The sequence below is a fragment of the Cellulomonas sp. URHB0016 genome, from assembly GCF_054057935.1.
Genome location: NZ_JBSRZU010000001.1, coordinates 4,002,582 through 4,027,356, shown reverse-complemented (window position 1 = coordinate 4,027,356; position 24,775 = coordinate 4,002,582). Strand labels below are relative to the sequence as shown.

General features: G+C 73.7%; 25 protein-coding genes and 2 pseudogenes. 9 read left to right on the top strand and 18 right to left on the bottom strand.

The annotated features are described in order from the left end of the window. Window positions 1-309: 309 nt before the first annotated feature. From ACVW07_RS18490 to clpS, 5 genes and pseudogenes are all read right to left on the bottom strand, one after another. Window positions 310-717 (bottom strand): hypothetical protein, encoded by a 408-nt coding sequence (locus ACVW07_RS18490; protein ID WP_456820663.1) that lies wholly within the window; start codon window positions 715-717, stop codon window positions 310-312. Between the two features lie 58 nt (window positions 718-775). Beyond that, window positions 776-1,564, bottom strand: a complete 789-nt coding sequence (locus tag ACVW07_RS18485) for an MBL fold metallo-hydrolase (protein WP_456820662.1) — start codon at window positions 1,562-1,564, stop codon at window positions 776-778. Further along, window positions 1,561-2,377 (bottom strand): annotated as a pseudogene (gene murI, locus ACVW07_RS18480) (glutamate racemase). The gene ACVW07_RS18485 and the pseudogene murI overlap by 4 nt, the downstream one beginning before the upstream one ends. Window positions 2,378-2,387: 10 nt before the next feature. Further along, window positions 2,388-3,092, bottom strand: a complete 705-nt coding sequence (locus ACVW07_RS18475) for a DUF2017 domain-containing protein (RefSeq protein WP_456820661.1) — start codon at window positions 3,090-3,092, stop codon at window positions 2,388-2,390. Continuing rightward, window positions 3,092-3,385, bottom strand: coding sequence for an ATP-dependent Clp protease adapter ClpS (gene clpS / locus ACVW07_RS18470; protein WP_456820660.1), 294 nt, complete (start codon window positions 3,383-3,385; stop codon window positions 3,092-3,094). Before clpS ends, ACVW07_RS18475 begins: the two co-directional genes overlap by 1 nt. Before the next feature lie 87 nt (window positions 3,386-3,472). Here clpS and ACVW07_RS18465 point away from each other — a divergent pair, with 87 nt between their 5' ends. Then, entirely contained in the window at window positions 3,473-4,849 is a 1,377-nt protein-coding gene (locus ACVW07_RS18465; protein ID WP_456820659.1) for a nicotinate phosphoribosyltransferase, read from the top strand. An 81-nt stretch (window positions 4,850-4,930) separates the two neighbouring features. Here the strand turns inward: ACVW07_RS18465 and ACVW07_RS18460 are convergent, their stop codons facing one another. The 3 genes from ACVW07_RS18460 to ACVW07_RS18450 all read right to left on the bottom strand — a co-directional run bounded on the left by ACVW07_RS18460 (window position 4,931) and on the right by ACVW07_RS18450 (window position 7,582). Next, on the bottom strand, window positions 4,931-5,086 hold the full coding sequence (locus ACVW07_RS18460; protein ID WP_456820658.1) for a hypothetical protein: 156 nt from the start codon (window positions 5,084-5,086) through the stop codon (window positions 4,931-4,933). A gap of 268 nt (window positions 5,087-5,354) precedes the next feature. Next, window positions 5,355-7,181 (bottom strand): DEAD/DEAH box helicase, encoded by a 1,827-nt coding sequence (locus ACVW07_RS18455; protein ID WP_456820657.1) that lies wholly within the window; start codon window positions 7,179-7,181, stop codon window positions 5,355-5,357. Then, window positions 7,178-7,582 (bottom strand): DUF3039 domain-containing protein, encoded by a 405-nt coding sequence (locus tag ACVW07_RS18450; protein WP_456820656.1) that lies wholly within the window; start codon window positions 7,580-7,582, stop codon window positions 7,178-7,180. Before ACVW07_RS18450 ends, ACVW07_RS18455 begins: the two co-directional genes overlap by 4 nt. Window positions 7,583-7,679: 97 nt before the next feature. On the opposite strand from ACVW07_RS18450, the gene ACVW07_RS18445 reads away from it, so the two are divergent. Both ACVW07_RS18445 and ACVW07_RS18440 read left to right on the top strand, forming a co-directional pair. After that, complete coding sequence (locus tag ACVW07_RS18445) at window positions 7,680-8,150, top strand: PadR family transcriptional regulator (protein ID WP_456820655.1); 471 nt, start codon at window positions 7,680-7,682, stop codon at window positions 8,148-8,150. Beyond that, window positions 8,147-8,866, top strand: a complete 720-nt coding sequence (locus ACVW07_RS18440) for a hypothetical protein (protein WP_456820654.1) — start codon at window positions 8,147-8,149, stop codon at window positions 8,864-8,866. Before ACVW07_RS18445 ends, ACVW07_RS18440 begins: the two co-directional genes overlap by 4 nt. An 8-nt stretch (window positions 8,867-8,874) precedes the next feature. On the opposite strand, the gene nagB is transcribed toward ACVW07_RS18440, so the two are convergent. From nagB to ACVW07_RS18410, 6 genes are all read right to left on the bottom strand, one after another. Next, complete coding sequence (nagB, locus tag ACVW07_RS18435) at window positions 8,875-9,657, bottom strand: glucosamine-6-phosphate deaminase (RefSeq protein ID WP_456820653.1); 783 nt, start codon at window positions 9,655-9,657, stop codon at window positions 8,875-8,877. Next, the gene (locus ACVW07_RS18430) at window positions 9,657-10,613 is read right to left on the bottom strand and encodes an ROK family protein (RefSeq protein WP_456820652.1); all 957 of its coding nucleotides are present in this window, start codon (window positions 10,611-10,613) and stop codon (window positions 9,657-9,659) included. The genes nagB and ACVW07_RS18430 overlap by 1 nt, the downstream gene beginning before the upstream one ends. Before the next feature lie 2 nt (window positions 10,614-10,615). Then, complete coding sequence (locus ACVW07_RS18425; RefSeq protein WP_456820651.1) at window positions 10,616-11,560, bottom strand: carbohydrate ABC transporter permease; 945 nt, start codon at window positions 11,558-11,560, stop codon at window positions 10,616-10,618. After that, window positions 11,557-12,537 carry a carbohydrate ABC transporter permease gene (locus ACVW07_RS18420; RefSeq protein ID WP_456820650.1) on the bottom strand — a complete coding sequence of 327 codons (981 nt, stop codon included), beginning with the start codon at window positions 12,535-12,537 and terminating at the stop codon, window positions 11,557-11,559. Before ACVW07_RS18420 ends, ACVW07_RS18425 begins: the two co-directional genes overlap by 4 nt. 80 nt (window positions 12,538-12,617) lie before the next feature. Then, window positions 12,618-13,961 (bottom strand): extracellular solute-binding protein, encoded by a 1,344-nt coding sequence (locus tag ACVW07_RS18415; protein ID WP_456820649.1) that lies wholly within the window; start codon window positions 13,959-13,961, stop codon window positions 12,618-12,620. Between the two features lie 86 nt (window positions 13,962-14,047). Continuing rightward, window positions 14,048-15,226, bottom strand: coding sequence for an ROK family transcriptional regulator (locus ACVW07_RS18410; RefSeq protein ID WP_456820648.1), 1,179 nt, complete (start codon window positions 15,224-15,226; stop codon window positions 14,048-14,050). Window positions 15,227-15,376: 150 nt separating this feature from the next. On the opposite strand from ACVW07_RS18410, the gene ACVW07_RS18405 reads away from it, so the two are divergent. Beyond that, complete coding sequence (locus ACVW07_RS18405; protein WP_456820647.1) at window positions 15,377-16,450, top strand: LLM class flavin-dependent oxidoreductase; 1,074 nt, start codon at window positions 15,377-15,379, stop codon at window positions 16,448-16,450. An 18-nt stretch (window positions 16,451-16,468) separates the two neighbouring features. Here the strand turns inward: ACVW07_RS18405 and ACVW07_RS18400 are convergent, their stop codons facing one another. Further along, the gene (locus ACVW07_RS18400; RefSeq protein ID WP_456820646.1) at window positions 16,469-16,792 is read right to left on the bottom strand and encodes a hypothetical protein; all 324 of its coding nucleotides are present in this window, start codon (window positions 16,790-16,792) and stop codon (window positions 16,469-16,471) included. Between the two features lie 279 nt (window positions 16,793-17,071). On the opposite strand from ACVW07_RS18400, the pseudogene pgi reads away from it, so the two are divergent. Together pgi and ACVW07_RS18390 are read left to right on the top strand one after the other, a co-directional pair. Continuing rightward, window positions 17,072-18,794: pseudogene (pgi, locus tag ACVW07_RS18395) on the top strand (glucose-6-phosphate isomerase). Between the two features lie 269 nt (window positions 18,795-19,063). Beyond that, complete coding sequence (locus tag ACVW07_RS18390; RefSeq protein WP_456820645.1) at window positions 19,064-19,435, top strand: RNA-binding S4 domain-containing protein; 372 nt, start codon at window positions 19,064-19,066, stop codon at window positions 19,433-19,435. Window positions 19,436-19,442: 7 nt separating this feature from the next. Here the strand turns inward: ACVW07_RS18390 and ACVW07_RS18385 are convergent, their stop codons facing one another. Further along, window positions 19,443-20,336, bottom strand: coding sequence for a DUF72 domain-containing protein (locus tag ACVW07_RS18385; protein WP_456820644.1), 894 nt, complete (start codon window positions 20,334-20,336; stop codon window positions 19,443-19,445). 60 nt (window positions 20,337-20,396) lie between these two features. Here ACVW07_RS18385 and ACVW07_RS18380 point away from each other — a divergent pair, with 60 nt between their 5' ends. From ACVW07_RS18380 to ACVW07_RS18370, 3 genes are all read left to right on the top strand, one after another. Continuing rightward, complete coding sequence (locus ACVW07_RS18380; RefSeq protein WP_456820643.1) at window positions 20,397-21,392, top strand: DNA-3-methyladenine glycosylase family protein; 996 nt, start codon at window positions 20,397-20,399, stop codon at window positions 21,390-21,392. Window positions 21,393-21,512: 120 nt separating this feature from the next. Further along, a complete protein-coding gene (locus ACVW07_RS18375) occupies window positions 21,513-21,740 on the top strand; it encodes a hypothetical protein (protein WP_456820642.1) in 228 nt (75 codons plus the stop codon). A gap of 8 nt (window positions 21,741-21,748) precedes the next feature. After that, complete coding sequence (locus ACVW07_RS18370) at window positions 21,749-22,558, top strand: pentapeptide repeat-containing protein (protein ID WP_456820641.1); 810 nt, start codon at window positions 21,749-21,751, stop codon at window positions 22,556-22,558. A gap of 108 nt (window positions 22,559-22,666) precedes the next feature. On the opposite strand, the gene ACVW07_RS18365 is transcribed toward ACVW07_RS18370, so the two are convergent. Both ACVW07_RS18365 and ACVW07_RS18360 read right to left on the bottom strand, forming a co-directional pair. Further along, window positions 22,667-24,064 (bottom strand): ATP-binding protein, encoded by a 1,398-nt coding sequence (locus ACVW07_RS18365; protein WP_456820640.1) that lies wholly within the window; start codon window positions 24,062-24,064, stop codon window positions 22,667-22,669. 33 nt (window positions 24,065-24,097) lie between these two features. Next, entirely contained in the window at window positions 24,098-24,751 is a 654-nt protein-coding gene (locus ACVW07_RS18360) for a response regulator transcription factor (RefSeq protein WP_456820639.1), read from the bottom strand. Window positions 24,752-24,775 lie beyond the last annotated feature (24 nt).

Sequence of the window (24,775 nt, the reverse complement as noted above, 5' to 3'; positions counted from 1 at the left end):
CGGGCCCTCTCGGTCACCCGGCCGTGTCGTCCGGCCCCGCGCCCATCTGGAGGGGACGCGCATCCGGGTGACGTCTGTGACTCCGTCGAACCGCCGCGTCGTCTGCTGCAGGGATGCCGTGGGGCAGCAGACAGCCGGTGGGCGCGGCGGGCTCCGGCCCGGCGATCTCCGACGCGTTCGACGAGTCGACCGGGCCGACAGGTCGACGGGGCCAGACCGCCGCTCAGGGATCCGACCGTCGACACGGTCGCCGTATCCGTACCAGCAGACGTCACCACGACGGCAGGACCAGCGGGGCGCCGGACCCGATCAGTCGCGGCCGCTCGGCCGTCGACCGGTCGGCTCGTAGACCACCGTCGTCGCACGGTCCGGGTCCGGCCGGAAGTAGACGTCGCCGTTCCGAGAGACGTACAGCTGGACACCCGCGATCAGCGACGCGCCGCCCACGACCTCGTCGATCGACAGGTAGACGAAGTCGGCGCCGCTCGTCTCCAGGTACTCCCACCTGCCGGACAGGTCCACGCGCTCGGCGTCCATCACGTCGCCCAGGACCGACGAGGGCACCGAGACCGCGGTGAAGGTGCTGTCGTCGGCGAGGACGAGCTCGCCGTCCGTGTCTACGGAGGCGTAGGCCCCGACGAGCGACTCCGCGTCGACCGCGCTGCCGGTGCAGCCGGTCGCGGTCACGACTGCGGCGAGCGCGATGGCCGCCGCCAAGACCGATCTCCTCAGTGCCGCACCAGAAGTGCGATGCCGGTCACCGGGAAGGCGTCCCTCAAAGAACGTGCACCGCGCCGGGCACGGCGACGTCCACCGGCCCGTCGTACACGTCCCGCGCCTCGGCCACGGCCACCGCTGGGTCGTTCCAGGCCGGGATGTGCGTCAGCACCAGACGCCCGGATCCCCCGCGGGCGGCAGCCTCGCCGGCCCGTCGACCGGTCAGGTGGATGCCCCGCCACGAGTCGTCGCGCCCCTCGACGTACGCGGCCTCGCTCAGCAGCAGGTCGGCACCGGTAGCGAGCGCGTCCAGCCCGGGGCACCCGTCGGTGTCACCGGTGTACGCGAGGGTGACGGTCGCGGAAGGGTCGATGTCGGACGGCCCGGTGACGCGCACCCCGAACGCGGGCAGCGGGTGCTCGACGGGCACCGGGGTCAGGGTGAGCGGCCCGACGACGACCGGAACCGACGGGTCCCACTCGCGCACGTCGAACTGGCCACCGACGTCGGTGGCCGGGTCCTTGCCGGCCATCATCGCGAGCCGGTCGGCGGTCCCGGCGGGGCCGTAGACGGGCACGGGGTCGCACGGACCCTCGGGGCGGTACCGGCGCAGCACGTTGAGCACCACCATGTCGGCGACGTGGTCGGCGTGCAGGTGGGACAGCCCGATGGCGTCGAGCGCTGTCGGGTCGCCGTACTTCTGCAGGGGCCCGAGGGCGCCGTTGCCGAGGTCGAGCAGCACGGTCCAGGTGCGGCCGGCGTCGTCGTCGGCCTGCACCAGGTACCCGGACGCGGCGGAGTCCGGGCCGGGGAACGACCCGGCGCAGCCGAGCACCACGAGCCTCATCGCAGCGATCCCGCGGGCTCCACGGCGCCCACCTCGGGTCCGAGGAAGCGGCGCGCCAGCGAGTGGAAGGCGACGGGGTCGCCCGTCGCGAGGAACCGGTGCGCGGGCGGGCCCGCCAGGGCGTCCCGCTCCAGCTGGTGCGCCACGAGCGTGCGGTACACGTCCTTGGCGGTCTCCTCGGCGCTCGACACGAGCGTCACCTCCTCGCCCATCACGTACGAGATCGCGCCGGTGAGCAGCGGGTAGTGCGTGCAGCCCAGGACGAGGGTGTCGACACCGGCGGCCCGCACGGGCTCCAGGTACTCGCGGGCGAGCGCCAGCACGTCGGGCCCGGACGTGATGCCCGCCTCGACGAGCTCGACGAAGCGCGGGCACGCCTGCGTGGTGAGCTCGACGCCCGGCGCGACCGCGAACGCGTCGTCGTAGGACCGGCTCTCCACCGTCGACTTCGTCGCGATGACGCCGATCCGGCCCGAGCGGGTGGCGGCGACCGCGCGACGGGCGGCGGGCAGGATCACCTCGACCACCGGGATGCCGCGGCGCAGGGTGTACCGCTCCCGGGCATCCCGCAGCATCGCCGACGACGCCGTGTTGCACGCGATCACGAGCACCTTCACACCGGCGTCCACGAGGTCGTCCATCACCTCGAGCGCGTGTGCACGGACGGCCGCGAGCGGCTTGCTGCCGTACGGGGTGTTGAGCGTGTCACCGATGTAGAGGGTCGACTCGTGCGGCAGCTGGTCGAGGACCGCACGGGGCCACGGTGAGACCGCCGACGCCTGAGTCGAAGATGCCGATGGGGGCGTCGTTCACGGAGCCGAGCCTAACCGCTGGGAGGGTTCTCCCCCGTGTCGGCGGGCCCGGGCGGCACGTCACGGCGGGTCCTACGGGCCTGCCGGGCGTCCGCGAGCATGAGCACCACGAGCGACTCCTGGAGCCAGGTCAGTGCCCCGTACACGGAGACGAGGTACCGGCGAGTCTCGTGTTCGCCATGCGCGGCGGGCGTGCCCGGTGGCGGGTCCCCCAGCACGGCGTACATGGCGTCGGCCTCCGCGTCCGTGTGCACGCCGAGCCGCTCGGCGAGCACGAGGCGCAGGTCGGTCAGGGCGGCGGCGACCGCCGGTGCGTCCTGCGACTGCACCACCAGCTCGTCGCGGCGGCGGCCGCCGCCCGGCGCCATCAGGGCCTGCCACAGCGCCACGAGCCGGTCCACCTTCTTCGCCCGCAGGTCGTCCTCCGTGAGCCGGCGGAACTCCGCTGCGACCGCCGGGTCGTCACGCGAGGCATCAGGAAGCAGGCGCCTGACCGCGGGGTCCACGGGCGCCGCGGGCGTGTCGCTCCGCAGGTGCGGCATCTCCCCGTCGGCCACGGGAGCGGGCGCCGTCCGCTCACCGGCGGCGTGCTCCTCGTCGGGGCGGGCTGCACCGAGGAGCTCGAGGACGTCGGCGACCACCGAGGCCACCACCTCCCGCTCGCCCTGGTCGACGCGCGCCACGAACCGGCCCTGCCGGGCCCGGAAACCGTGCATCACTGGCCGCTGCGCTGCAGGGTCGCCCACAGGCCGAAGCCGTGCATCGCCTGCACGTCGACCTCCATGGACTCCAGCACGCCCGTCGACACCACCGCGCGACCCTCCTCATGGACCTGGCGCATGAGCTTCTCGGCCTTGGCGTGCGGGTGGCCGAAGTACGACTCGAACACGTACGTGACGTAGCTCATGAGGTTCACGGGGTCGTTCCAGACGATCGTGACCCAGGGGTCACCGAGCGCCGTCTCCGCGACGGCCTCGACGCGCTCGTCGGGCGTGGTCTGCACTGGCACGCCCACCACTGTAGGTGTGTGGGGGCGGCTCCTTCCGCCTTCGTGCACCTGGGTGCACCAGCCGTGCCCCGCACCTACGTTGGCGACATGACCACGTCCCCTGAGCAGGGCACGAGCGGCACAGCCCCCACGGAACGCCCGAGCGCCGCGCTCCTCACGGACCGCTACGAGCTGACCATGGTGGAGGCCGCGCTGCGGGACGGCACAGCGGACCGGCGGTGCGTGTTCGAGGTGTTCACCCGGCGCCTGCCGCCGGGGCGCCGGTACGGGGTGCTGGCCGGCACGGGACGCCTGCTGGAGCTGCTCGACCAGTTCCGGTTCTCGACCGCAGAGCTCGACTGGCTCGCGGACGGTCACGTGGTCGACGACGCCACGCTCGACTTCCTCGCCCGCTACCGGTTCTCGGGGTCGATGGTCGGGTACGCCGAGGGCGAGGTGTTCTTCCCGTCGTCGCCCGTGCTCGTCGTGGAGGGCACGTTCGCGGAGGCGGTGCTGCTGGAGACGCTCGTGCTGTCCGTGCTCAACTACGACTCCGCGGTCGCCTCCGCGGCCTCCCGCATGACCAGCGCGGCCGTGGACCGGCCCTGCCTCGAGATGGGATCACGCCGGGCCCACGAGGAGGCGGCCGTCGCCGCGGCCCGCGCCGCGGTCGTGGCGGGCTTCGCGGGCACGTCGAACCTGGAGGCCGGGCGACGGTACGGGCTGCCGACCATCGGCACCGCCGCGCACGCGTTCACGCTGGTGCACGACGACGAGCGCGCGGCGTTCGCCGCGCAGGTGGCCGCCCTCGGCACCGGGACCACGCTGCTGGTGGACACGTACGACGTGCGGCAGGGCGTCGAGAACGCGCTCGCGGTCGCGGGCACCGGGCTCGGGGGCGTGCGGCTCGACTCGGGCGACCTGGGGGTGCTCGCCCTGGAGGTCCGCGCGCAGCTCGACGCGGCGGGCGCGGTCGGGACGCGGATCACCGTGACGTCCGACCTCGACGAGTACGCGATCGCGGCGCTGGCCGTGGCACCGGTGGACCTCTATGGCGTCGGCACGTCCGTCGTGACCGGCTCCGGGGCACCGACGTGCGGGATGGTCTACAAGCTCGTCGCCCGCGAAGGGCTCGACGGGTCATGGGTACCGGTCGCGAAGGCGTCGCGGTCCAAGACGAGCGTGGGGGGCCGCAAGGCTGCCGCGCGACGGCGGGACAGCGAGGGCCGGGCGGTCGAGGAGGTGCTCGTGAGCGGCCCCGAGGCGCAGGTGGTGCGGTGGGTGCCCGACGGCGAGGAGCTCCGCGCCCTGCACGTCCCGCTGGTGGCCGACGGGAGCGTCGACCGTGCCTGGACGGGGGCGTCGGGCGTGGCCCGGGCACGAGATCGGCACCGCGCCTCGCGTGACGAGCTGCCGCGGGGGGCGCGGCGGCTGTCGGCCGACGAGGCCGCGGTGCCGACTGTGACGCTGCGGCTGGGTGACTGACGGCACCCGGCAGCGTCGAGAACCAGGCCGCTCGCGCGGCGGAGCAGTCAGGGGGTGTCTGCTCCGCCGGCGGCGGCCCGGTCAGACCCTGGTGCGACCGCGTCCCACCAGTCCGAGGATCAGGCTGACGACGAGAACGATCACGCCGATCCAGATCAGGAATGAGCCGATGTTCGTCGCGACCCCGAGGACGAGGAGGACGACACCGACGAGGATGAGGATGAGCCAAGCGGGCATGGGTTGACCTCTTTCTTCTGGTCACCGATACGGCCTCCGGGGGTACCCGGCGCCGTTGGGCACACCAAGAGAGTTCCAGCCGCCCGGGCCGTCGGCACGTCGAACGCGAAGTTGCGCCACCGTCGACGCCTGCTATGTGGTCGCGCGTCCAGCGCCGTGACCTGCACCAACGCACCGAGTACCGCGCGTCCGCATCATGAGACAGGGCTTGTGCCTGGGTGCCGGCAGTGCATGCATCGGGCGATGCTCATCCACCCGAGGCGCAACATCAGCGCTTGCCGACGAACCAGCCCCGGACCATCTCGACCCGCGCGGTGAGCTGGTCGGGGTCGGCCAACGCCACCTCGGGTCCGCCGCACCGTCGCCGGAGCTCGTTGTGCACCGCGCCGTGCGGCTGCCCCGACCGTCGTGACCACGCCCCCACCAGCTGGGACAGCTCCTTGCGGAGCTCGGCCTGCCGACGGTGGTCCATGGCCTGCAGGTCGGCCGCGGCGGCCGCCGACGCGGTCCGGCGCTTGCCGCTCTGCTGGTCCGCCTGACGCTGCCGCAGCAGTGCGGACACCTGGTCGGCGTCGAGCAGCCCGGGCAGGCCCAGGAAGTCGAGCTCCTCCTCGGAGCCCACCTCCGCACCCGTCCCGAACTCGCCGCCGTCGAACAGCACCCGGTCGAAGGACGCCTGGGCCTCGAGCGCCTCGAACGCTCCCTGCTTGCCGTCCGGACCGAGTGCGTCAGGGCCGTTGCGCTCCTGGTTCGCCGCCGCGAGCAGCCCGTCCTCGGGGTTGTAGTCGAGCCCTTGCTCCTCGGCGGTCTTCGGCCGGTCGAGCGCGTGGTCCCGCTCCAGCTCCATGCTGTTCGCCAGCACCAGGAGCTGCGGCACGGACGGCAGGAACACGGACGCGGTCTCGCCGCGCCGGCGTGCCCGCACGAACCGGCCGACCGCCTGGGCGAAGAACAGCGGCGTGGCCGTGCTCGTCGCGTACACCCCGACGGCGAGGCGGGGCACGTCCACCCCCTCCGAGACCATGCGGACGGCGACGAGCCAGCGCGAGTCGCCCGCGGAGAACTCGTCGATCCGGTCGCTCGCGCCGTCGTCGTCCGACAGCACCACCGTCGGTGACTCGCCGGTGAGGCGCGCCAGGTGGCCCGCGTAGGCCCGGGCGTCGGTCTGGTCGGTCGCGATGATCATGGCCCCCGCGTCGGGCACCGACCGCCGGACCTCGGTGAGCCGGCGGTCGGCCGCCGCGAGGACGCTCGGGATCCACTCGCCGTTGGGGTCGAGTGCCGTGCGCCAGGCCTGGGCCGTCATGTCCTTGGTCAGCGGCTCGCCGAGCCGGGCGCTGATCTCGTCGCCCGCCTTCGTCCGCCAGCGCATCGACCCCGAGTACGACAGGAAGATCACCGGGCGCACGACGTGGTCACGCAGGGCGTCCCCGTAGCCGTAGCTGTAGTCCGCCACGCTGCGCCGGATGCCCTCCCGGTCCGCCGCGTACTGGACGAACGGGATGGCCGCGGTGTCCGACCGGAACGGCGTGCCCGTGAGCGACAGCCGCCGGGTCGCGTCCTCGAACGCTTCCCGGACCGCGTCTCCCCAGGAGAGCGCGTCGCCGCCGTGGTGCACCTCGTCCAGGATCACGAGCGTCGGCGCCGCGGTGGTGCGCGCAGCGTGCAGCGCCGGCTTGCTGGCGACCTGCGCATACGTGACGGCGACGCCGTCGAACCCGTGACCGTGGCGCCCTTGGGCGTTGCTGAAGTTCGGGTCGAGCGTGATGCCGACCCGCGCGGCGGCGTCGGCCCACTGCCGCTTGAGGTGCTCGGTGGGCGCCACGACCGTGACGCGCCGGATCAGCCGGGCCTCGAGCAGCTCGGTGGCGATCCGCAGCGCGAACGTCGTCTTGCCCGCGCCCGGCGTGGCGACCGCCAGGAAGTCGCGCGGCTCACGCGCGCGGTAGGTCTCCAGCGCCTCCGCCTGCCAGGCGCGCAGCTTGCCCGCCGTACCCCACGGCGCACGCGACGGGAACGCCGGTGGCAGGTGGGAGGCCGCCGACGACGACGCGTGGCTCGAGCTGACGGAGGACGGGCGCGGTGTCGGGCTCACTCGCCGGACGAGCCGCGGCCGAAGCCCCAGCGGCGTCCACCGGACCCGCCGGCACCGCCCGAGCCCCCGGCCCCACCGGAGCCGCCGGACCCGCTGCCGCCGCCCTCGCCGTCCTGCGGCGGGCGCAGACCGTCGTAGATCTCCTTGCAGACGGGGCAGACGGGGAACTTGTTCGGGTCGCGCCCCGGCACCCAGACCTTGCCGCAGAGGGCGACGACGGGCTTGCCGCTCATCGCCGACTCCATGATCTTCTCCTTGCGCACGTAGTGCGCGAAGCGCTCGTGATCCCCCGGCTCGACCTGCTCGTGGGTCTCCTGACGCTCCAGGACGCTCGTCGAGGTGCCCTGGTCCGGGCCGAACGGGTCGTCGGGTCCGGTGCTCGGCGGGAAGGGCTCACTCATGCCGACGAGTGTACGTCGGAGGCACGCCGCTCCCCCGGAGCACCGCTCGGCGCTCCCTAGGTAGCCAGGCTGACTAGATAGCCGTACTGTCTAGCCCGTGACGGCTCCTTCCTGGCCCGGCGAGTGGCTCCGCGGCGTGCTCGACGTCTGCGTGCTCGCCGTGCTCGCCGACGGCCCCACCTACGGCTACGCCGTCTCGGCCCGGCTCGACGAGCTCGGTCTCGGGGCGGTGAAGGGCGGCACCCTCTACCCGCTGCTGGCCCGGCTGGAGCAGGGCGGGCTCGTCACGACCCAGTGGCGGCCCGGCGACGGTGGCCCGGGCCGCAAGTACTTCGCGCTGACGCCGCAGGGGCGGCGCGAGCTCCGCAGCCGGGGAGAGTCCTGGCGTGCCTTCGCCGCCCTCACGGCGGAGATCACGACCGGCACCGGGGCAGGCACCGCGGTAGGCACCGCGGCAACCACCGCTGCGGGCGGCCCGTCCGGGACCACGACCGGCACCGCCGCCGGTACCACCAGCAGCATCCACGCCGGCGGCACCGGCACGACGACCGAGGAGATGCACCGATGACCCAGGAGGACCTCGTCCCGGCGCCCTGGCGCGACGCGTTCGTGCTGGCCATGCGGGAGCGGGACGCGGACGGCAGGCGGATCGGCGACGCGCTCGCCGAGGTGCGGCAGTTCTGCGCGGACAGCGGCCAGCAGGCCGCAGAGGCGTTCGGGGCGCCCGCCGAGTTCGCCGCCGGGCTCGTCGTGTCCTCGCCGGAGCCGTCCGCACTGCGCGACCTGCGACGGTCGGTCCCGGACCTCGTCGGCCTCGTCGGCATGCTCCTGGTGCTGTGGGCCGGGCTGGCGGACGGTGACGTGCTGACCGTGACCGTCGGACAGCTGGCCGGTGCCGCGGTGATCGCCGTGAGCTCCGTCGTCGTCGCACGTCTGCTGATGGCCGGGCGCGCTCTCGTCGTGACGTGGCTCGTGTGCGCGGCCCTGCTCGCCGTCGTCGTCGCGCTGCTGCTCCTGGCGACGGCGCCGGTCGTCGCGATGCCGGTCCCCGTCGCCGTGGTCACCGGTGCGGTCCTGCTCGTCGGCGAGGCGACGTGGCAGACGCTGCGGGAGCGGAGCGCACCGACGGCCGACGTGGTGGCAGACCCGTTCGAGCCCGCCGAGCACGTCCGTCGGCGCAACGTGCGCTGGAGCGTCGCCGGCGCCTGGCTGATGCCGGCACTCACGGTCCTCGTGTCGCTCGTGCTCACGGTCCTCGACCGGCTGCTCGACGCCGCGGCCTGACCGCCGGGCTACAGGCCCTGCCAGGCCGGTTTCGCGGCGTAGGTCTCGCGGTAGTAGTCGGCGAGCTGCAGCCTGCTGGCCGCGGCGTCGTCGACGAGCACCGTCACGTGCGGGTGGTGCTGCAGGACCGTCGCCGGCCACAGGGCGCTCACCGGCCCCTCCACGAGCTGGTGCACGGCCTCCGCCTTACCCCGGCCCGACGCGAGGAGCACGAGGTGGCGGGCGGACACGATCGTGGCGAGGCCCTGCGTCAGGCAGTGCGTCGGCACCCGGTCCAGGTCGCCGCCGAAGAACCGGGCGTTGTCCTCGCGGGTCTGCCGGGTGAGCGTCTTGATGCGCGTGCGCGACGCGAGCGACGAGCCGGGCTCGTTGAACGCCACGTGCCCGTCGGTGCCGATGCCGAGCAGCTGGAGGTCCACGCCACCCGCGGCGACGATGGCCCGCTCGTAGGCCGCACAGGCCTCGGCCACGTCCGACGCGAGGCCGTCGGGCCCCTGGACGGCACCGCGTGCGAGGTCGACCCGCGACGCGATCTCCCTCTCGATGACGTTGCGGTACCGCTCCGGGTGGTCGGCCGGCAGGCCGACGTACTCGTCGAGCATGAAGGCGCGCACCCGCGCGAACGACAACCCCTCCTCGGCGTGCCGGCGCGCCAGCTCGTCGTAGACCGCGAGCGGGCTCGACCCCGTCGCGAGGCCGAGCACGGCCTCGGGGCGCGCCCGGACGAGCGTCTCGACGGCGTCCGCCGCGAGCCGCGCGAGCTGCTCGGCGGGGGCGATCACGACCTCCATCAGGTGGAACCTCCTCGACCGACGACCGCCGCCCCGAGCGCGCCGACAGGCACGCCCCGCGGAGCCAGGCTCACCCGCTGCGCCAGCCCCATCGAGCGCAGGAACGGCGACACGGCGGCCTCCGTCTCGAGCTCCGCGCGGACCACCGTCAGCAGCTGCTCGCCGAGCGAGCTCACACCACCGCCGATCACCACGTGCCCGACGTCGCACGTCAGCACGAGGATCCGCACCGCCGCCGCGACCGCCCACGCGAACCGGTCGCGGATCTCCACGGCACGGGGGTCCCCGTCCGCGGCCGCGGCGAAGATCTCCACCGGCGCAGGCAGCCCTTCACGGCTCGCCCACGCCGCGTCGAGCGCCGAGCCGGACGCGTACTGCTCCAGGCAGCCGGACTGCCCGCACTTGCACGGCAGGCCACCGGGGACGAGCGTCAGGTGCCCGATCTCGCCGGCCGCGCTGCCCCAGCCGCGGCGGAGCCGACCGTCGAGCAGCAGCCCGGCCGCGACGCCTGTCCCGAGGGCGAGGAACGCGATGTCCTGACCGGGTGCCGGTGAGTCGTCGGACCCGGCACCCAGCACGTGCGCCGACCCGACGACGGCGACCGTGAGGTCGTTCTCGACGCGCACGGGCACGCCGCCGAGGGCGTCCGAGACGAGCGCGGCGAGCGGTACGCGGTCCTCGATGCCCAGGTTGACGGCGTGCTCCACCGTGCCCGCGGCCGCGCGCACCGTTCCGGGCACCCCGATGCCGACGCCCACGAGCCCGCCGACCGGCACCCGCGCGAGCGCCGCGAGACGCCCGACCACCCCGACGATGCCGTGCACGACGCCTTCGGTGCCGCGCACCGTCGGCGCGCGCACCTCGTGCCGTACGGCCCCCGTGCCGTCGACGGCGACGCCGAGCACCTTGGTCCCCCCGACGTCGAGGCCGACGGACCACCCGTCCTGCACCGTCACGATCAGCCCTTCACCGCTCCGGAGACGAGGCCGGAGGTCATCCGCCCCTGCACGCAGAGGAAGAAGATGATCACCGGCACCGCGATGAGCGAGGACGCCGCCATGACCTGACCCCAGTCGATGTCGCGCGCGGCGCTCGTCTGGACGAAGGATCGCAGCCACAGCGGGAGCGTGGCCGACCGTTCCGACTGCAGGACCACGAGAGCCACGGTGAACTCGTTCCACGCCTGCAGGAACGCGTACACGCCGGCGGCCACCAGCCCGGGGGCGAGCAGCGGGAACGTGATCCGCAGGAACGCCTGCGTGCGGCTCAGACCGTCGACCATCGCGGCCTCCTCGAGCTCGGCCGGGACGCCTGCGACGAAGCCGCGCAGCATCCAGACGGTGAAGGGCACCACCGCGGCGACGTAGACGATGGAGATCCCGATCACCGAGTTCAGCAGGTGCAGCGACCCGATGAGCTTGTACTGGGCGATGAACAGGCCCTCCGCCGGCAGCATCTGGATGAACAGCACCGCCAGGATGAAGCTCCGCCGGCCCTTGAAGCGGAACCGGCTGATGGCGAGCGCCGCGAGGAACGCGAACAGGATCGTGACGACGATGGTCAGGAACGTCACCGCGAGGCTCATGCGCAGCGCCGGGAAGAAGGACCCCGAGTCCAGCACGGACCGGTAGTTCGCGAACGAGCCACCGACCGGGAAGAAGATCGGCTTGCCGGACTGCAGCCGCACGTCGGGAAGCAGTGACGAGCTGAGCATCCAGTAGACCGGGAAGACCCACACGAGGGCGACCACGAGGCCGACGACGCTCAGGACGACCCGGGCGAGGCCGCCGGGCCCGCGGCTCTCTCCGCGGCTCTCTCCGCGGCTCGACCGGCGGCCCGAGCGGCGGCCCGACCGGCGGACGGCGGCACCGACCGGGGGCAACGTGGTGGTGGCCTGGCTCATGACTCGTCCTCCCGCAGCAGCGTCCGCACGTACCCCCAGGAGAGGGCGACGGTGAGCACCAGCACGAAGATGGAGACGGCGGAGGCGGTGCCGAAGTCACCGGCGCCCACGCCGAGCTGGTAGATGTACGTGCCGAGCAGGTTCGTCTCGCTCGGCGTGCCGCCCGCGTCCTGGAGCAGCTTGATCTGCGCGAACACCCGCAGGTCCCAGACCACCTGCAGCAGCAGGACGATCGAGAGCACGGGGCGGACCATCGGCAGGAGGATCCCCCAGAAGCGGTCCCAGGCGTTCGCGCCGTCGATCTCGGCCGCCTCGAGCACCTCCCCCGGCACCTGGGTGAGCCCGGCATAGACGGAGAACGCCACGAACGGCACGGACATCCACACGACGATGACGGTGGCGACGAAGAAGAAGGACAACGGCTCCTCCAGCCAGCTGTGCCCCTGGAAGTCGAGCCCGAGCTGGGTCAGCAGGTAGTTGACCGCCCCGCGGCGGTAGTCGAACAGCCAGCGCCACACGGTCATGACGGCGACCACCGGCATGGCCCACACCAGCAGCATCGAGACCTGCAGGACGATCCGCACGGCCTGGGGCACGGCGCGCATCAGGAGCGCCACCAGGACGCCGAGGAGGACGGTCACGAACGCGTTGACCAGGCAGAAGACCAGCGAGCGGACCACGACGGTCCACAGCTCGGAGTCGGTGAACAGCCGCGCGTAGTTGTGCAGCCCGACGAACTGCGCGGGGGCGCCGAACTGCTGCTTGAGCCCGAACTCGTGCGTCGAGGTGAAGACCTGCCAGCCGAGCGGGTACGCGAGCGCGAGCAGCAGGATCGCGACCGACGGGACGAGCAGCAGGTACGGGGTGCGGGGCGCTCGGCGGCGGCGCTGCGCCGGCGCACCGGCGGTCGTGCCGGCGGGGTCGGCGCCGGGAGCCGCGCCCGCGGGGGCGGCGACCGCGGGGGTGCTACGGGACATGCGGGGGTCTCCTTCGTCCGCCTGCACGGCGCTGGGCCGTGGGACCCGGGGCAGGGCAGCCCCGGGTCCCACGACCGGGATCAGCTGGACTCGCCGTTGAGGATCGGCGTGGCGTCCTTGTCGAAGGCCGCCGCGGTCGCCTTGACGTCCGCACCCTCGGCGATCTTCTGGAAGAACTCCTCGAGCTTCTTGGAGTTCTCGAGCGCGGCCCAGCCCGGGGCCGCCGGGGTGAGCTTCGACGCCACGGCCGACGCGACGAGCGCCTTGGCGAACTGGTCGTCGCCGAGGGAGCTCGTGTACTCGGTGTTGGCCGGGCCGAGGCCGTTCTTCCCGAGCATCTGCTGGTACTCGGGCGAGAAGATGATCGTCATCAGGCTCTTGGCCAGCTCGGGGTGCTTCGACGTGGCCGAGATGCCGATGTTGGAGCCGCCGGCGAACACGGGGGCCGCACCGCCGTCGACGCCCGGGAGCGGGAACGCGCCGAACTTGTCGTCGTTCCACACGCGCTTGTCGCCCTCGAGGTCACCGATCGACCAGTGGGCCCAGCCCGGCGCCATGATCGTCGCCGCGTCGAGCGAGTAGTCGGTCGTGGTGCCGTCCTCCGCCTTCACCTGGTCGGCGTCGTTCAGGTGGTTGTACGTGTTGGCGTCCGTGGCGTCGCGCGGAGCCTTGGAGGCGTCCGTCCAGATCTTCTGGAGCTGCTGGAGGCCCTCGATCGACTTCGGGTCCGACATCGTGGACGTCCACGTGCCGCCGTCCTCGACGGCGAGCTCACCACCGTTGGCGAAGATCCACGAGATGCCGTTGCGCCAGTCCTGTCCGCCGAGCCAGAAGCCCGAGAGGTTCGGGATCCCGTTCGGGTCCGCCGCGGCGACCTTCGCGACGTCCGCGTTGTAGTCGGCCAGCGTCGTGGGCGGCGTCGTGATGCCCGCGGCCGACCAGAGGTCCTTGCGGTAGAACACGTAGCGCGAGCCGAAGTAGTACGGCAGCGTGTAGTTCTTGCCGTCGACCTCGCCCGCCGCGACGAAGCCGGGCAGCAGGCTGTCGCCACCGAGCTCGTCGTACATGTCGCTGATGTCGAGGAACGCGCCGACGTTGGTGAACGTCGAGGACTGGGTGTTCCCGAGCTCGGCCACGTCGGGCGTGTTGTCGGCGTCCGGCAGGGCGGTGGTCAGCTTGGTGACGAGGTCGCCCCAGCCCTGCTCCTCGATGACGAGCTTCGAGCCCGGGTTCTCCTTCTCGAAGGTCGTGGTCAGGTACGTGCGCAGCTCGTCCGGTGTGTCGCCACCCGCGAGCCACAGCTTGATCGTCGCGGCCTCGGGCGTGCCGGCTGCCGTGGCGTCGTCTCCGGCGTCACCGGAGCTGCAGGCGCTCAGCGTCAGCGCAGCCGCCACGCCGACGGCGGCGAAACGTAGGATCTTCACGTTGGGGTTCCTCCCGTGAACGAGGCGTCCGCCGGACGGCGGCGCCGGGTGGTGAATGCCGACTGCAGTCGGTCGGCTCGGGGTCGTCACGTGACCCCGAGCTGACCGGACAGGACCAGGACCGCCGCACCGGCGAGAGCCCCGTCCTCGTCCAAGGAGCCCATCCGCATGTCCAGTCCCTGCCCGATGACCGGCATGGTGCGTGCGCGGAGGGTGGCGAGCGCCGACTCCCGCAGAGGACCGTCGAGCAGCTCCGGGGGGCCGGAGAGCAGGACCTCGGCGAGGTCGAGCGCGGAGACGACGGGCGCGAGTGCGATCCCGAGCAGTCGTCCGACCGACGCCAGCGCGGCGTCGGTGTCCTGGGGGGTGAGGCCCTGGGTGCGGCGGCGCAGGGCCGGCACGGAGAGCACGGTCTCGAGGCAGCCCACGCGGCCGCAGGCGCACTCGAGCGGCGTCTCGTCGCGCGGGTCACCGTCGACGACGGTGACGTGGCCGATCTCACCGGCGGCGTGGTGGCGGCCGCGGACCAGCGCCCCGTCGACGACGAGGCCGGCGCCGACGCCCTCACCGACCGTGACGACGATGGTCCCGGTGTCCGCGGCGTGGCCGTACGTGAACTCGCCCAGCGCCCGCGTGTTGGCGTCGTTGGCGACGTGCACCGGGACGTCGAGGCGGGCCGTGAGCAGCGCCGCGAGCGGCAGGTCGTACCAGCCGCGGTTGGGCGCCTGCACGACCACGCCGTCCGGGTCGATGACGCCGGGCGACGCGATGCCGATGCCGAGCACGGGGCGGTCAGCGGCGGCGAGCAGGTCGCGGCACAGGCTCTCGAGCAGGCCGAGCGCCCGCTCCCCGGTCTGCCCGTCGAGCGGCACCTCGCGGCGCGCGACGACCTGGCCGGCGAGCGACAGGACGCCGCCCAGGATCCGCGACTCGCTCGTGAGGTCGACGGCGACGATCTGGAAGGCCGCGGACCGCATCGCGACGAGCGTCGCGGGCTTGCCGACCTTGCCCTCGATGCGCGGGCCCCGCTCCTCGACGAGTCCTTCCGCGACCAGCTCGGCGACGAGACCGGACACGGTGACCCGGGTGAGTCCCGTGCTGCGGGCGATGTCGGCGCGGGAGGCGGCGGTCTCGTGGAACAGGTGCCCGAGGACCAGCGACCGGTTGTGGGCCCGTGCGTGCTCCGGCAGCACCTTCCCGGTCGGGCGCAGTGCCCGGCCGACTCCTCGCGCGGTACCCGCGGGCGGCGCCGTCGTCGCTCTCATGTTTGTTAGTAGACCTTCCTTACTAATCGCGAGTCAACGCCCGGGGGTGACCGTGATCACATCGTGACCGGCCGGTGACCGGCGGGACCCAGGGGACGTATCGGGTGCGGCGTCCGGGCCCACCTGCACGGCCGCCGGAACGGCACCCGCGTGCCGTTCGTTCCACTGCGCATGGAGCTGGGCCTCTACACGTTCGGTGACGTCCACCCCGATCCGGTGAGCGGAGCGGTCACCTCCCCTGCCCAACGCCTCCGGGACGTGCTCGAGCGGATCCGGCTCGCCGAGGAGGTCGGTCTGGACCACGTCGGGATCGGAGAGCACCACCGGCCCGACTACGCCATCTCCTCGCCGTCCACCGTCATCGCCGCCGGCCTCGCACAGACGAGCCGGATCACGGTCGGCTCGGCCGTCACGGTGCTCTCGACCGAGGACCCCGTCCGCGTCTACCAGCAGTTCGCGACGATGGACCTCTACTCGGGCGGGCGGGTGGAGCTGCTCGCCGGGCGCGGGTCGTTCATCGAGTCGTACGCGCTGTTCGGTGCGTCGCTCGACGACTACGACGACCTGTACGACGAGAAGATCGCGCTGCTCCTCGAGCTCGACCGGGCGGAGCGCACCACCTGGTCGGGCCGCTTCCGGCCGCCGCTCGAGGACGCCCTGGTGCTTCCCCGCCCGGCCGACAAGCCCGGGCTCGGGCCGCACCTGCGGATCGCCGTCGCCACCGGTGGCAACCCCCGGTCGTCGGTCCGCGCCGGCGCGCTCGGTCTGCCGGTCAGCTACGCCATCATCGGCGGCCGCCCCGCGTCGTTCGCGCCGCTGGCGGACCTCTATCGGCAGGCGCACGAGCAGGCCGAGGTCAAGCGACCCGGCAGCCCTTTCGTCTCCGTCGCCGGCATGGGGTTCCTCGCCGACGACGGTCGGTCCGCGCGCGAGCTCTTCTACCCGTACTGGCGGGACACGATGGCCCGCATCGCCTCCGAGCGCGGGTTCGCCCAGCCCAACCGGATCGCGTTCGAGTCGCAGGCCGCCCGCGGTGGCGCCTACTTCGTGGGCGGACCGGAGGAGGTCGCCGAGCGCATCGTCGACCTGCACGCGGTGCTGGGGCACGACCGGCAGTCGTTCCAGATGGACCTGTCCGGGGTGCCGCAGCGCGAGTCGCTGCACGCGATCGAGCTCCTCGGCACCCGCGTCGCTCCGCTGGTCCGCGAGGCCTTGAGCGGCTGACGCGCCACCCGAGCCGCGTCAGGACTGCGCGAGGAGCCCGCTCGTCCGGCGGTCGACCAGCACCCACGTCGCGATGCCGAGGACGGCCGCGACGAGGAGGACCGACGGCCACGCGCCGAGGACCGGCGCGAGGAGATGTGACGCGACGAAGCACAGGGCACCGATCACCACGACGGCGAGGGTCCGGGCCGGTCCGGCCGGCCGCCACGCCCGCACCGCGCACCACCCGACGCCCGCCAGCAGCACAGCCCCGCCGAGCGCACGGACGCCGGTCACCTGCGCCACCGCGAAGCCGACGACGAGCGTGAGGGCGGCGATCAGGGCGGTGGGGATGCGAGGCACCCCGTCACACTAGAGCGCCTCCGCCGACTCCTGGTCCGCGGGTGCGTCCGCTCCGTGCGCTCCGCGCGCTCGCACCACGTCCGTGCGCACCGACCCCTCGAGGAACGCGTCCGTGAGGTCCGCGTCCGTCAGGGCTCCAATCCGCCGGGCACGCCGCCGTCGCCAGGGAGAGCGTCGCCGGGACGGGCCGGGAGGTCGGCGCCCGCGAGGTGCCGCCGCCGGTCGTCCGGTGCGACCCCCGACCCGGGCGCAATAGGTTGGGACCTCGGCCGCGCGGCGATGCCCGGCACCGACCCACCCCGGCAGAGAGGGAACCCCGTGTCCACGCACCCCATCGACGCGACCACCACGAGCGCCTGGCAGGACCTCAGCACCCACGAGTCCGCCCTCGCCCCTGACCTGCGCGGTTGGTTCGCCTCGGACCCGCAGCGCGCCGAGCGCCTCGCGTTCCAGCTCGCCGACCTGCACGTCGACCTCTCGAAGAACCTGGTCACCGACGAGACGCTCGCGCTGCTGGTCCGGCTCGCGCAAGGACGTCGGGCTCGCCGACCGCCTGCAGGCGCAGCTGCGTGGCGAGCACATCAACGTCACGGAGGACCGGGCCGTCCTGCACACCGCCCTGCGCCGCCCGGAGGGTGCGCAGCCGCGCCTCGTCGTCGACGGCCAGGACGTGGACCACGACGTGCACGAGGTCCTCGGACGGGTCTACGCGTTCGCCGAGAAGGTGCGCTCGGGGCAGTGGACGGGCGTGACGGGCGAGCGGGTGCGCACGGTGGTCAACATCGGCATCGGTGGCTCGGACCTCGGCCCGGTGATGGCGTACGAGGCGCTCAAGCCGCACGTCCAGGAGGGCCTGGAGCTGCGGTTCGTCTCCAACATCGACCCGTCCGACCTGGCCGAGACGGTCAAGGGACTCGACCCGACGACGACACTGTTCATCGTCGCGTCCAAGACGTTCGGCACCCTGGAGACGCTGACGAACGCGCGCCTCGCCCGGACCTGGCTGTGGGAGCAGCTCGCCGCCGCCGGTCACCTGGCCGACGACGACGCCGCGCGTACAGACGCCGTCGCGAAGCACTTCGTCGCCGTGTCGACGGCCCTCGACAAGGTCGCCGCGTTCGGCATCGACCCGGCCAACGCGTTCGGCTTCTGGGACTGGGTCGGCGGCCGCTACTCGGTGGACTCCGCGATCGGCACGTCGCTCGCCATCGCCATCGGGCCGGACGGGTTCCGCGACTTCCTCGCCGGGTTCCGCGCGGTCGACGAGCACGTCGCGACCACGCCGTTCGAGCGCAACGTGCCCGTCCTGATGGGCCTGCTCAACGTCTGGTACGTCAACTTCCTCGGCGCGCACACCCATGCCGTGCTGCCGTACGCGCAGTACCTGCACCGCTTCCCGGCGTACCTGCAGCAGCTGACCATGGAGTCGAACGGCAAGTCGGTCCGCTGGGACGGCACGCCCGTCACCACGCAGACCGGCGAGGTGTTCTGGGGCGAGCCCGGCACCAACGGCCAGCACGCGTTCTACCAGCTCATCCACCAGGGCACCCGGCTCATCCCGGCGGACTTCATCGCCGTCGCCAACCCCGCGCGCCCGCTGCGCGACGGCGACACGGACGTGCACGCGATGTTCCTCGCCAACTACTTCGCGCAGACGAAGGCACTCGCCTTCGGCAAGACCGCCGACGAGGTGCGGGCCGAGGGGACCGACGAGGCGATCGTGCCGGCCCGCGTGTTCTCCGGGAACCGGCCGACCACGTCGATCCTCGCGCCGTCCCTGACCCCGTCGGTGCTCGGTCAGCTCATCGCGCTGTACGAGCACATCACCTTCGTCGAGGGCGTGGTGTGGGGCATCGACTCGTTCGACCAGTGGGGTGTGGAGCTCGGCAAGAAGCTCGCCACCGAGATCGCCCCCGCCGTCGAGGGTGACGCCGCAGCGCTCGACGCGCAGGACCCCTCGACCAAGGCGCTGATCGCCAAGTACCTCGAGCTCCGGCGCTGACTCTCGGAATGACGTCCGCACGAGCGGTCCCGGCACGCTGGACCGCTCGTGCGGCGGACCGCGGCGCCACCGACCGCAGCGCGACGGACGGCACCGCCCGGGGCGGACCCAGGGGCGGTGCCGTCGTGCGGTGGACCGGGTCAGCGCGGCGTGCAGCGCGTGCCCACCACGAGCCCCACACCGGTGCACTGGAACCCGAAGCCCGGGTGCGGGGCACGCCAGAGCCTGCCTGATCGTGACGCGTTTCGACGGCGTGAGATCGTCGGTGCATGGCAGAGGTGGTGCGTGCCCGGGTCGACGCGTGGGCGTGGGCGGTGCGGCTGTTCCCGACACGGTCGGCCGCGGGCGCGGCGTGCCGGGCGGGTCACGTGCGCGTCAACGGCGACCGCGCCAAGCCCGCCACGCAGGTGGTGCCGGGCGACGAGGTGCACGTGCGCGGCGGTGCGCGGGAGCGGATCGTCGTGGTGCAGCGGACCATCGTGAAGCGCGTCGGCGCAGACGTGGCGGTCGCCTGCTACCTCGACCGCTCCCCCGCCGTCCTGCCGCGCGAGCAGGTGGCCGTGAACGCGCAGCGCGACCGCGGCGCCGGTCGGCCGACCAAGCGCGACCGGCGGCTGATCGAGCGGCTGCGCGGGCACTGACGGACCGTCAGGCCACCGGCAGGGCGGCTTCGGCGGGCAGGATCCCGAGCCGGGACTCGAGCCCCATGGCGTCGACGGGCGCCCGGACCTTGACGTCGTTGTCGAAGTAGACGAACACGTCGCGGCCGCCGGACGCCGGCGCCGGGCCGGCGATCCGTCGTGCGTCGGCGGGCTCGCCCCCGTCGGCCCATGCGCGCACCTTCGCCGCCCACCGGTCCAGCGCCGGGTCGTCGTACCCGCTCACGTAGAGCTCCGAGTCGCCGTGCAGCCGCACATAGACGACGTCGGACGTGACGTCCTCGAGGAACGGCCACCGTCCGGCGGTGTCGGCGACGACGAGCCCGATGTCGTGCGCCCGCAGGAGCTCCACGAGCTCGGGCCGCTCGAACGTCGCGTGCCGCACCTCGAGGACGTGCCGGAGCGGACGGTCGGCGTCGGTGCTGGTCCAGGCCCTGTTCTCCACCCGCTCGTCGTGCTCGGCGGCGAGCGCCGCTGCGGCGACCGTGGTGCGCGGCAGGAGGTCGAAGAACCGGGCGAGCCGCTCGGCGTCGTAGCCCAGCGTCGGCGGCAGCTGCCACAGCACGGGTCCGAGCTTGGGACCCAGCGCGAGCATCCCGTTCGCGAGGAAGTTCGCCACCGGGGTGCGGGCGTCGGCGAGCTTCTTCATGTGCGTGACGAACCGCGGGCCCTTCACGGAGAACACGAAGTCATCAGGAGTCTGCGCGGCCCACGCCTGGTAGCTCTCCGGGCGCTGGAGCGAGTAGAACGAGCCGTTGATCTCGATGGACGTCATGCGGTGGGACGCGAACGCGAGCTCCTCGCGCTGCACCAGGCCCTTCGGGTAGAACACACCGCGCCACGGCGCGTACCGCCAGCCCGAGATGCCGATCCGGATGGTCACCCGCGGCAGTGTGCCCGCCCGGCGGTCCCGCGGCATCCCGGCGCGGCGCATAGTGGTGACGTGACCGCCGTCGCTGCCCACCCGGACGACGCGCCCGCGTCCGCGCCGGTCCAGGCCGCCGTCCCGCCCGAGGCCGGGGGCGACGAGCGCGCGGTCAGCACCGTCTACCGGCCGGTCGCTCCCGTGGACGTCCGGCTGACGCTCGCACCCTTGCGACGTGGCGCCGGCGACCCGACCTGGGCGACGACGCCGGACGGCACCCTGTGGCGCGCGACGACCACCCCGGCCGGCCCGACGACGATGTGCCTGCACGTGCGCAGGGACGGCGTGCACGTGACGGCCTGGGGGCCCGGTGCCGAACGGGCCCTCGCCTCGGTGCCGGACCTGCTCGGCGCTGCGGACGACGACACCGGGTTCCGCGCCGACCTGCACCCCGTCGTCCGCGAGGCCCACCACCGGCTCCCCGGGCTGCGGGTGCCGCGGTCGGGGAACGTGATGGAGGCGCTCGTCCCCGCGATCCTGGAGCAGCGCGTCGTCGGCCTCGACGCACGGGCGTCGTGGCGGTGGCTCGTCGAGCGCCACGGCACACCTGCGCCCGGTCCCGCGCCGTCCGGCCTCCGGGTCGCACCGTCCGCGCACACCTGGCGGGACCTGCCCGTGTGGGAGTGGCGACGCGCCGGGGTCGACGAGGCCCGGTCCGGGACCGTGCGCCGGGCGGCCGCGGTCGCGCGCGGCCTGCAGGCGGGCGCGGACCTGCCGCTCGACGAGGCGCGGCGCCGGATGCTGACCGTGCGGGGCGTCGGACCCTGGACCGTCGCCGAGGTCGCGTCGCGCGCGCTCGGGGATGCCGACGCGGTGTCCGTCGGTGACTTCCACCTCGCCCACCTGGTCGGGTGGGCGCTCACCGGGCGACGGACCGACGACGCCGGGATGCTCGAGCTCCTGGAGCCGTGGCACGGTCACCGGCAGCGCGTGGTCCGGCTGCTGGAGATCACGCAGGCGTCCCGCGCGCCGCGGTTCGGGCCTCGGGCACCCCGCGCCCGGCCGCTGGCCTGACGGGCACCGGTCCTGGTGCGCAGTGGACACTCCGTGGACGCGGTGGCGCTCGGCGCCGTCCACGGATCACACTCGACGTCAGGACCCCGGCCGGTCCGTCGACGACGAAGGAGCCCTGCCATGACCTACCCCGTGATCGAGCCTCGAGACGAGCAGAGCAGCGAGTCCGCGGGACGGGTGGTCGGCGCCTTCTTCGCGTTCGTGCTCCTCCTCCTCGGGTTCGTCCTGTTCGCTCTGTCGTTCAGCGGCGGCGAGGACGTGTCCTGGGTGTTCCTGGGCGCGATCGCCAGCATCACGCTCGCGTTCATGATCCCGACCACGATCCTCCCCGCGATCGAAGGCGAGTAGCCGTCGCGGTGCCCGTACCGCTGACCCTGCGCGACCTGCGGGCGGACTGCGCCCGGTGCGTCGGCCTGTGCTGCGTCGCGCTGCCGTTCGCGGCGTCCGCCGACTTCGCCGTGGACAAGCCGGCGGCCGTCCCGTGCCGGCACCTGCAACAGGACCACGGTTGCGGCATCCACGCGCAGCTGCGGGAGCGCGGCTTCCCCGGGTGCACCGTGTTCGACTGCTTCGGCGCCGGCCAGCACGTCACGCAGGGCACGTTCGCGGGCCGGTCCTGGCGGGACGGTCCCGACGTCGCCGGGCCGATGTTCCTGGCGTTCGCCGTCGCCCGGCAGCTCCACGAGCTGCTCTGGTACCTCACGGACGTCCTCGAACGGGACGCGACGGCACCGCTGCACGACGGCCTGCGCCAGGCCGTCGACGAGGTTCGAGCGCTCAGCGACCTCCCCGCGGACGAGCTCGTGCGCGTCGACGTCGCCCCCCACCGCCTCCGCGTGGACGAGCTGCTGACCGCCGCGAGCCGGCTGGTCCGCGGGGCGGCCGGCGGCCGGGACCGGCGGCGCGCGGACCTCGTCGGGGCGGGGCTGGCCGGGGCAGACCTGCACGGCGCCGACCTGCGCGGCGCGCTCCTGCTCGGCGCCGACCTGCGGCGCGCCGACCTGCGGGACGCCGACCTGCTCGGCACGGACCTGCGCGGGGCCGACCTGCGGGGTGCGGACCTGACCGGCGCGGTCTACCTCACCCAGCCGCAGGCGGCGGCGGCGCGGGGTGACCGGACGACGCGCCTGCCCGGGCGGGTGGCGCGTCCCGCTCACTGGACGTGACGACGGCGGCCGGTCAGGGCCGGTCGGCGCCGCGGCCAGGGCCGGTCAGGGCCGGTCAGGGCCGGTCAGCGCCGCGGCCAGGGCCGGTCAGGGCCGGTCAGGGGCCGGTCACGGCCGGTCGGGGCCGGGAACGACCAGCTCGGCCCGCAGGCCGCCGAGCGCGGACGCGCCGAGCAGCACGTCGCCCGCCTGCTCCCGGGCGATCTCCCGGGCGATCGACAGGCCGAGGCCGCTGCCGCCCGCCTCACGCTCCCGGGCGTCGTCGAGGCGCACGAACCGCTCGAACACGCGCTCGCGGTCTCCTTCGGCGATCCCCTGACCGTCGTCCTCCACCACCACCGCACCGTCGGCGACCGTGACGAGCACGCGGGTCGCCGCATGCCGAGCCGCGTTGTCGACGAGGTTGCGGACCACCCGTCCGAGGGCGGCACCCTGCCCGCGGCCCGCACCGGAGCCGACCACCGTCACCGGGGCACCGGCGCGCGACAGCACGGCGACCTCGCGGGCCAGCGCGCCGAGGTCGACGTCGGTGCGGGACGTCGGTGCCGACCCGACCCGGGCGAGCAGCAGCAGGTCGTCGACGAGCGCCTGCATCCGCAGGAGCTCCCGGTCGAGGTCACCGGCGAGCTCGCCGGTGGCGTAGGACTCGGGGTGCGCACGCGCGACGTCGACGGAGGCGCGCAACGCGGCGAGCGGGGAGCGCAGCTCGTGGGCGGCGTCGGCGACGAACGTGCGCTGCCGGGCGGCGGAGGTCTCGAGCCGGTCGAGCATCTCGTTGAGGGTGCGGGCCAGGGCGGCGATCTCGTCGTCCGCGTGCGGCACCGGCAGCGAGCCGGGCCCCCCGCTGCGGGCGACCTCCGCAGCGGCCCGGCGCATCCGGTCCACAGGTCGCAGCGCGCGGCCGAGCACCACCCAGATCGTCCAGGCGAGCAGCAGGGTCAGGACCGGCACCACACCCACCAGCGACAGGCGCAGGGCCCGGACCAGCCCGCGCACCTCCCCCAGCGGCACGCTCGCGACGACCGTCGCAGGTTCGCCACGGAAGGTGGTGCCCCGGAGCGCGACGAGCGCGTCGGTGTCGTACCCCGTCGTCGTGGTGGTGACGGTGATGCGGTCATCGGCCGGCCGGAGCCGGTCGAGCCCACCGCGGTCCAGGAGCGGGAGGGTCGCGCTGGCGTTCGGTGAGGTCGCGAGCACGTGGCCGCGCGCGTCGAGCAGCTGGGCGATCTCCCCGGGCTCCTCCACCGGCAGCGTCGACGGCAGCCGGTCGGCCGCTGCGAGGTCGGCGACCGTCGTCGACCGTGCTGTCACCACCTCCCGCAGCGCCGTGACCCGGCTCGTCGAGACGACCGTCGTCAACGCCACCGCACCCGCGACGAGCGCGACACAGAGCAGCCCCGAGGTCAGGACGGTCAGGCGCAGCCGCAGGGACCTGCCGCGCCATCCCCACCGCCGCCCGCGCCCCGGTCGGTCCCGGGTCGCGGGTTCCTGCACAGGTTCGGTCACGGCTCGCTCACGGTCGCGCCCGCACGCCCGTGGTCATCCGGCGACGCGGTAGCCGGCGCCCCGCACGGTGGCGACGGTCGCGCGCCCGAGCTTGCGCCGCAGGTAGCCGACGTACACCTCCACCACGTTCACGTCCTCGCCCGTGCCCTCCCAGACGTGGTCGCGGAGCTCGACCTTTCCCACCACCCGGTCGGCATGGCGCATGAGGTACTCCAGCAGGGCGAGCTCGCGGACGGTCAGCGCGACCTCGCGGCCCGCCTGCGTCACCGTGCGGGCGGACGGGTCGAGCAGCACGTCGCCGACCTCGAGCACCACCGGCCGGACCTGTGCGGGGCGCCTCAGCAGGGCGCGGAGCCGGGCGACGAGGACCACGAACGAGAACGGCTTGGTGAGGTAGTCGTCGGCGCCCACGTCCAGACCGTCCGCGACGTCGTACTCACCGTCCTTGGCGCTCAGCACGAGCACGGGCGTCCGCACGCCCCGCTCGCGGAGCTCGGTCACCACGTCGTAGCCGTTGCGCCGCGGCAGCATGATGTCCAGGACGACCGCGTCGTACTCGTTGTCGGTCGCGAGGCGCAGCCCCGTCTCCCCGTCGAACGCGACGTCCACGGCGAACCCCTCGGCGCTCAGCCCACGATGCAGCGCACGGACCAGGCCGCGCTCGTCGTCCACCACGAGAACTCGCACGTGAGCAGCATCCCACCCGGGGGC

Bases quoted from the DNA above. Each gene is read 5' to 3' on its own strand.
- ACVW07_RS18485 (WP_456820662.1), bottom strand. From the start codon at position 1,564: ATGAGGCTCGTGGTGCTCGGCTGCGCCGGGTCGTTCCCCGGCCCGGAC.
- ACVW07_RS18475 (WP_456820661.1), bottom strand. From the start codon at position 3,092: ATGCACGGTTTCCGGGCCCGGCAGGGCCGGTTCGTGGCGCGCGTCGAC.
- ACVW07_RS18465 (WP_456820659.1), top strand. From the start codon at position 3,473: ATGACCACGTCCCCTGAGCAGGGCACGAGCGGCACAGCCCCCACGGAA.
- ACVW07_RS18460 (WP_456820658.1), bottom strand. From the start codon at position 5,086: ATGCCCGCTTGGCTCATCCTCATCCTCGTCGGTGTCGTCCTCCTCGTC.
- ACVW07_RS18450 (WP_456820656.1), bottom strand. From the start codon at position 7,582: ATGAGTGAGCCCTTCCCGCCGAGCACCGGACCCGACGACCCGTTCGGC.
- ACVW07_RS18440 (WP_456820654.1), top strand. From the start codon at position 8,147: ATGACCCAGGAGGACCTCGTCCCGGCGCCCTGGCGCGACGCGTTCGTG.
- nagB (WP_456820653.1), bottom strand. From the start codon at position 9,657: ATGGAGGTCGTGATCGCCCCCGCCGAGCAGCTCGCGCGGCTCGCGGCG.
- ACVW07_RS18425 (WP_456820651.1), bottom strand. From the start codon at position 11,560: ATGAGCCAGGCCACCACCACGTTGCCCCCGGTCGGTGCCGCCGTCCGC.
- ACVW07_RS18420 (WP_456820650.1), bottom strand. From the start codon at position 12,537: ATGTCCCGTAGCACCCCCGCGGTCGCCGCCCCCGCGGGCGCGGCTCCC.
- ACVW07_RS18410 (WP_456820648.1), bottom strand. From the start codon at position 15,226: ATGAGAGCGACGACGGCGCCGCCCGCGGGTACCGCGCGAGGAGTCGGC.
- ACVW07_RS18390 (WP_456820645.1), top strand. From the start codon at position 19,064: ATGGCAGAGGTGGTGCGTGCCCGGGTCGACGCGTGGGCGTGGGCGGTG.
- ACVW07_RS18375 (WP_456820642.1), top strand. From the start codon at position 21,513: ATGACCTACCCCGTGATCGAGCCTCGAGACGAGCAGAGCAGCGAGTCC.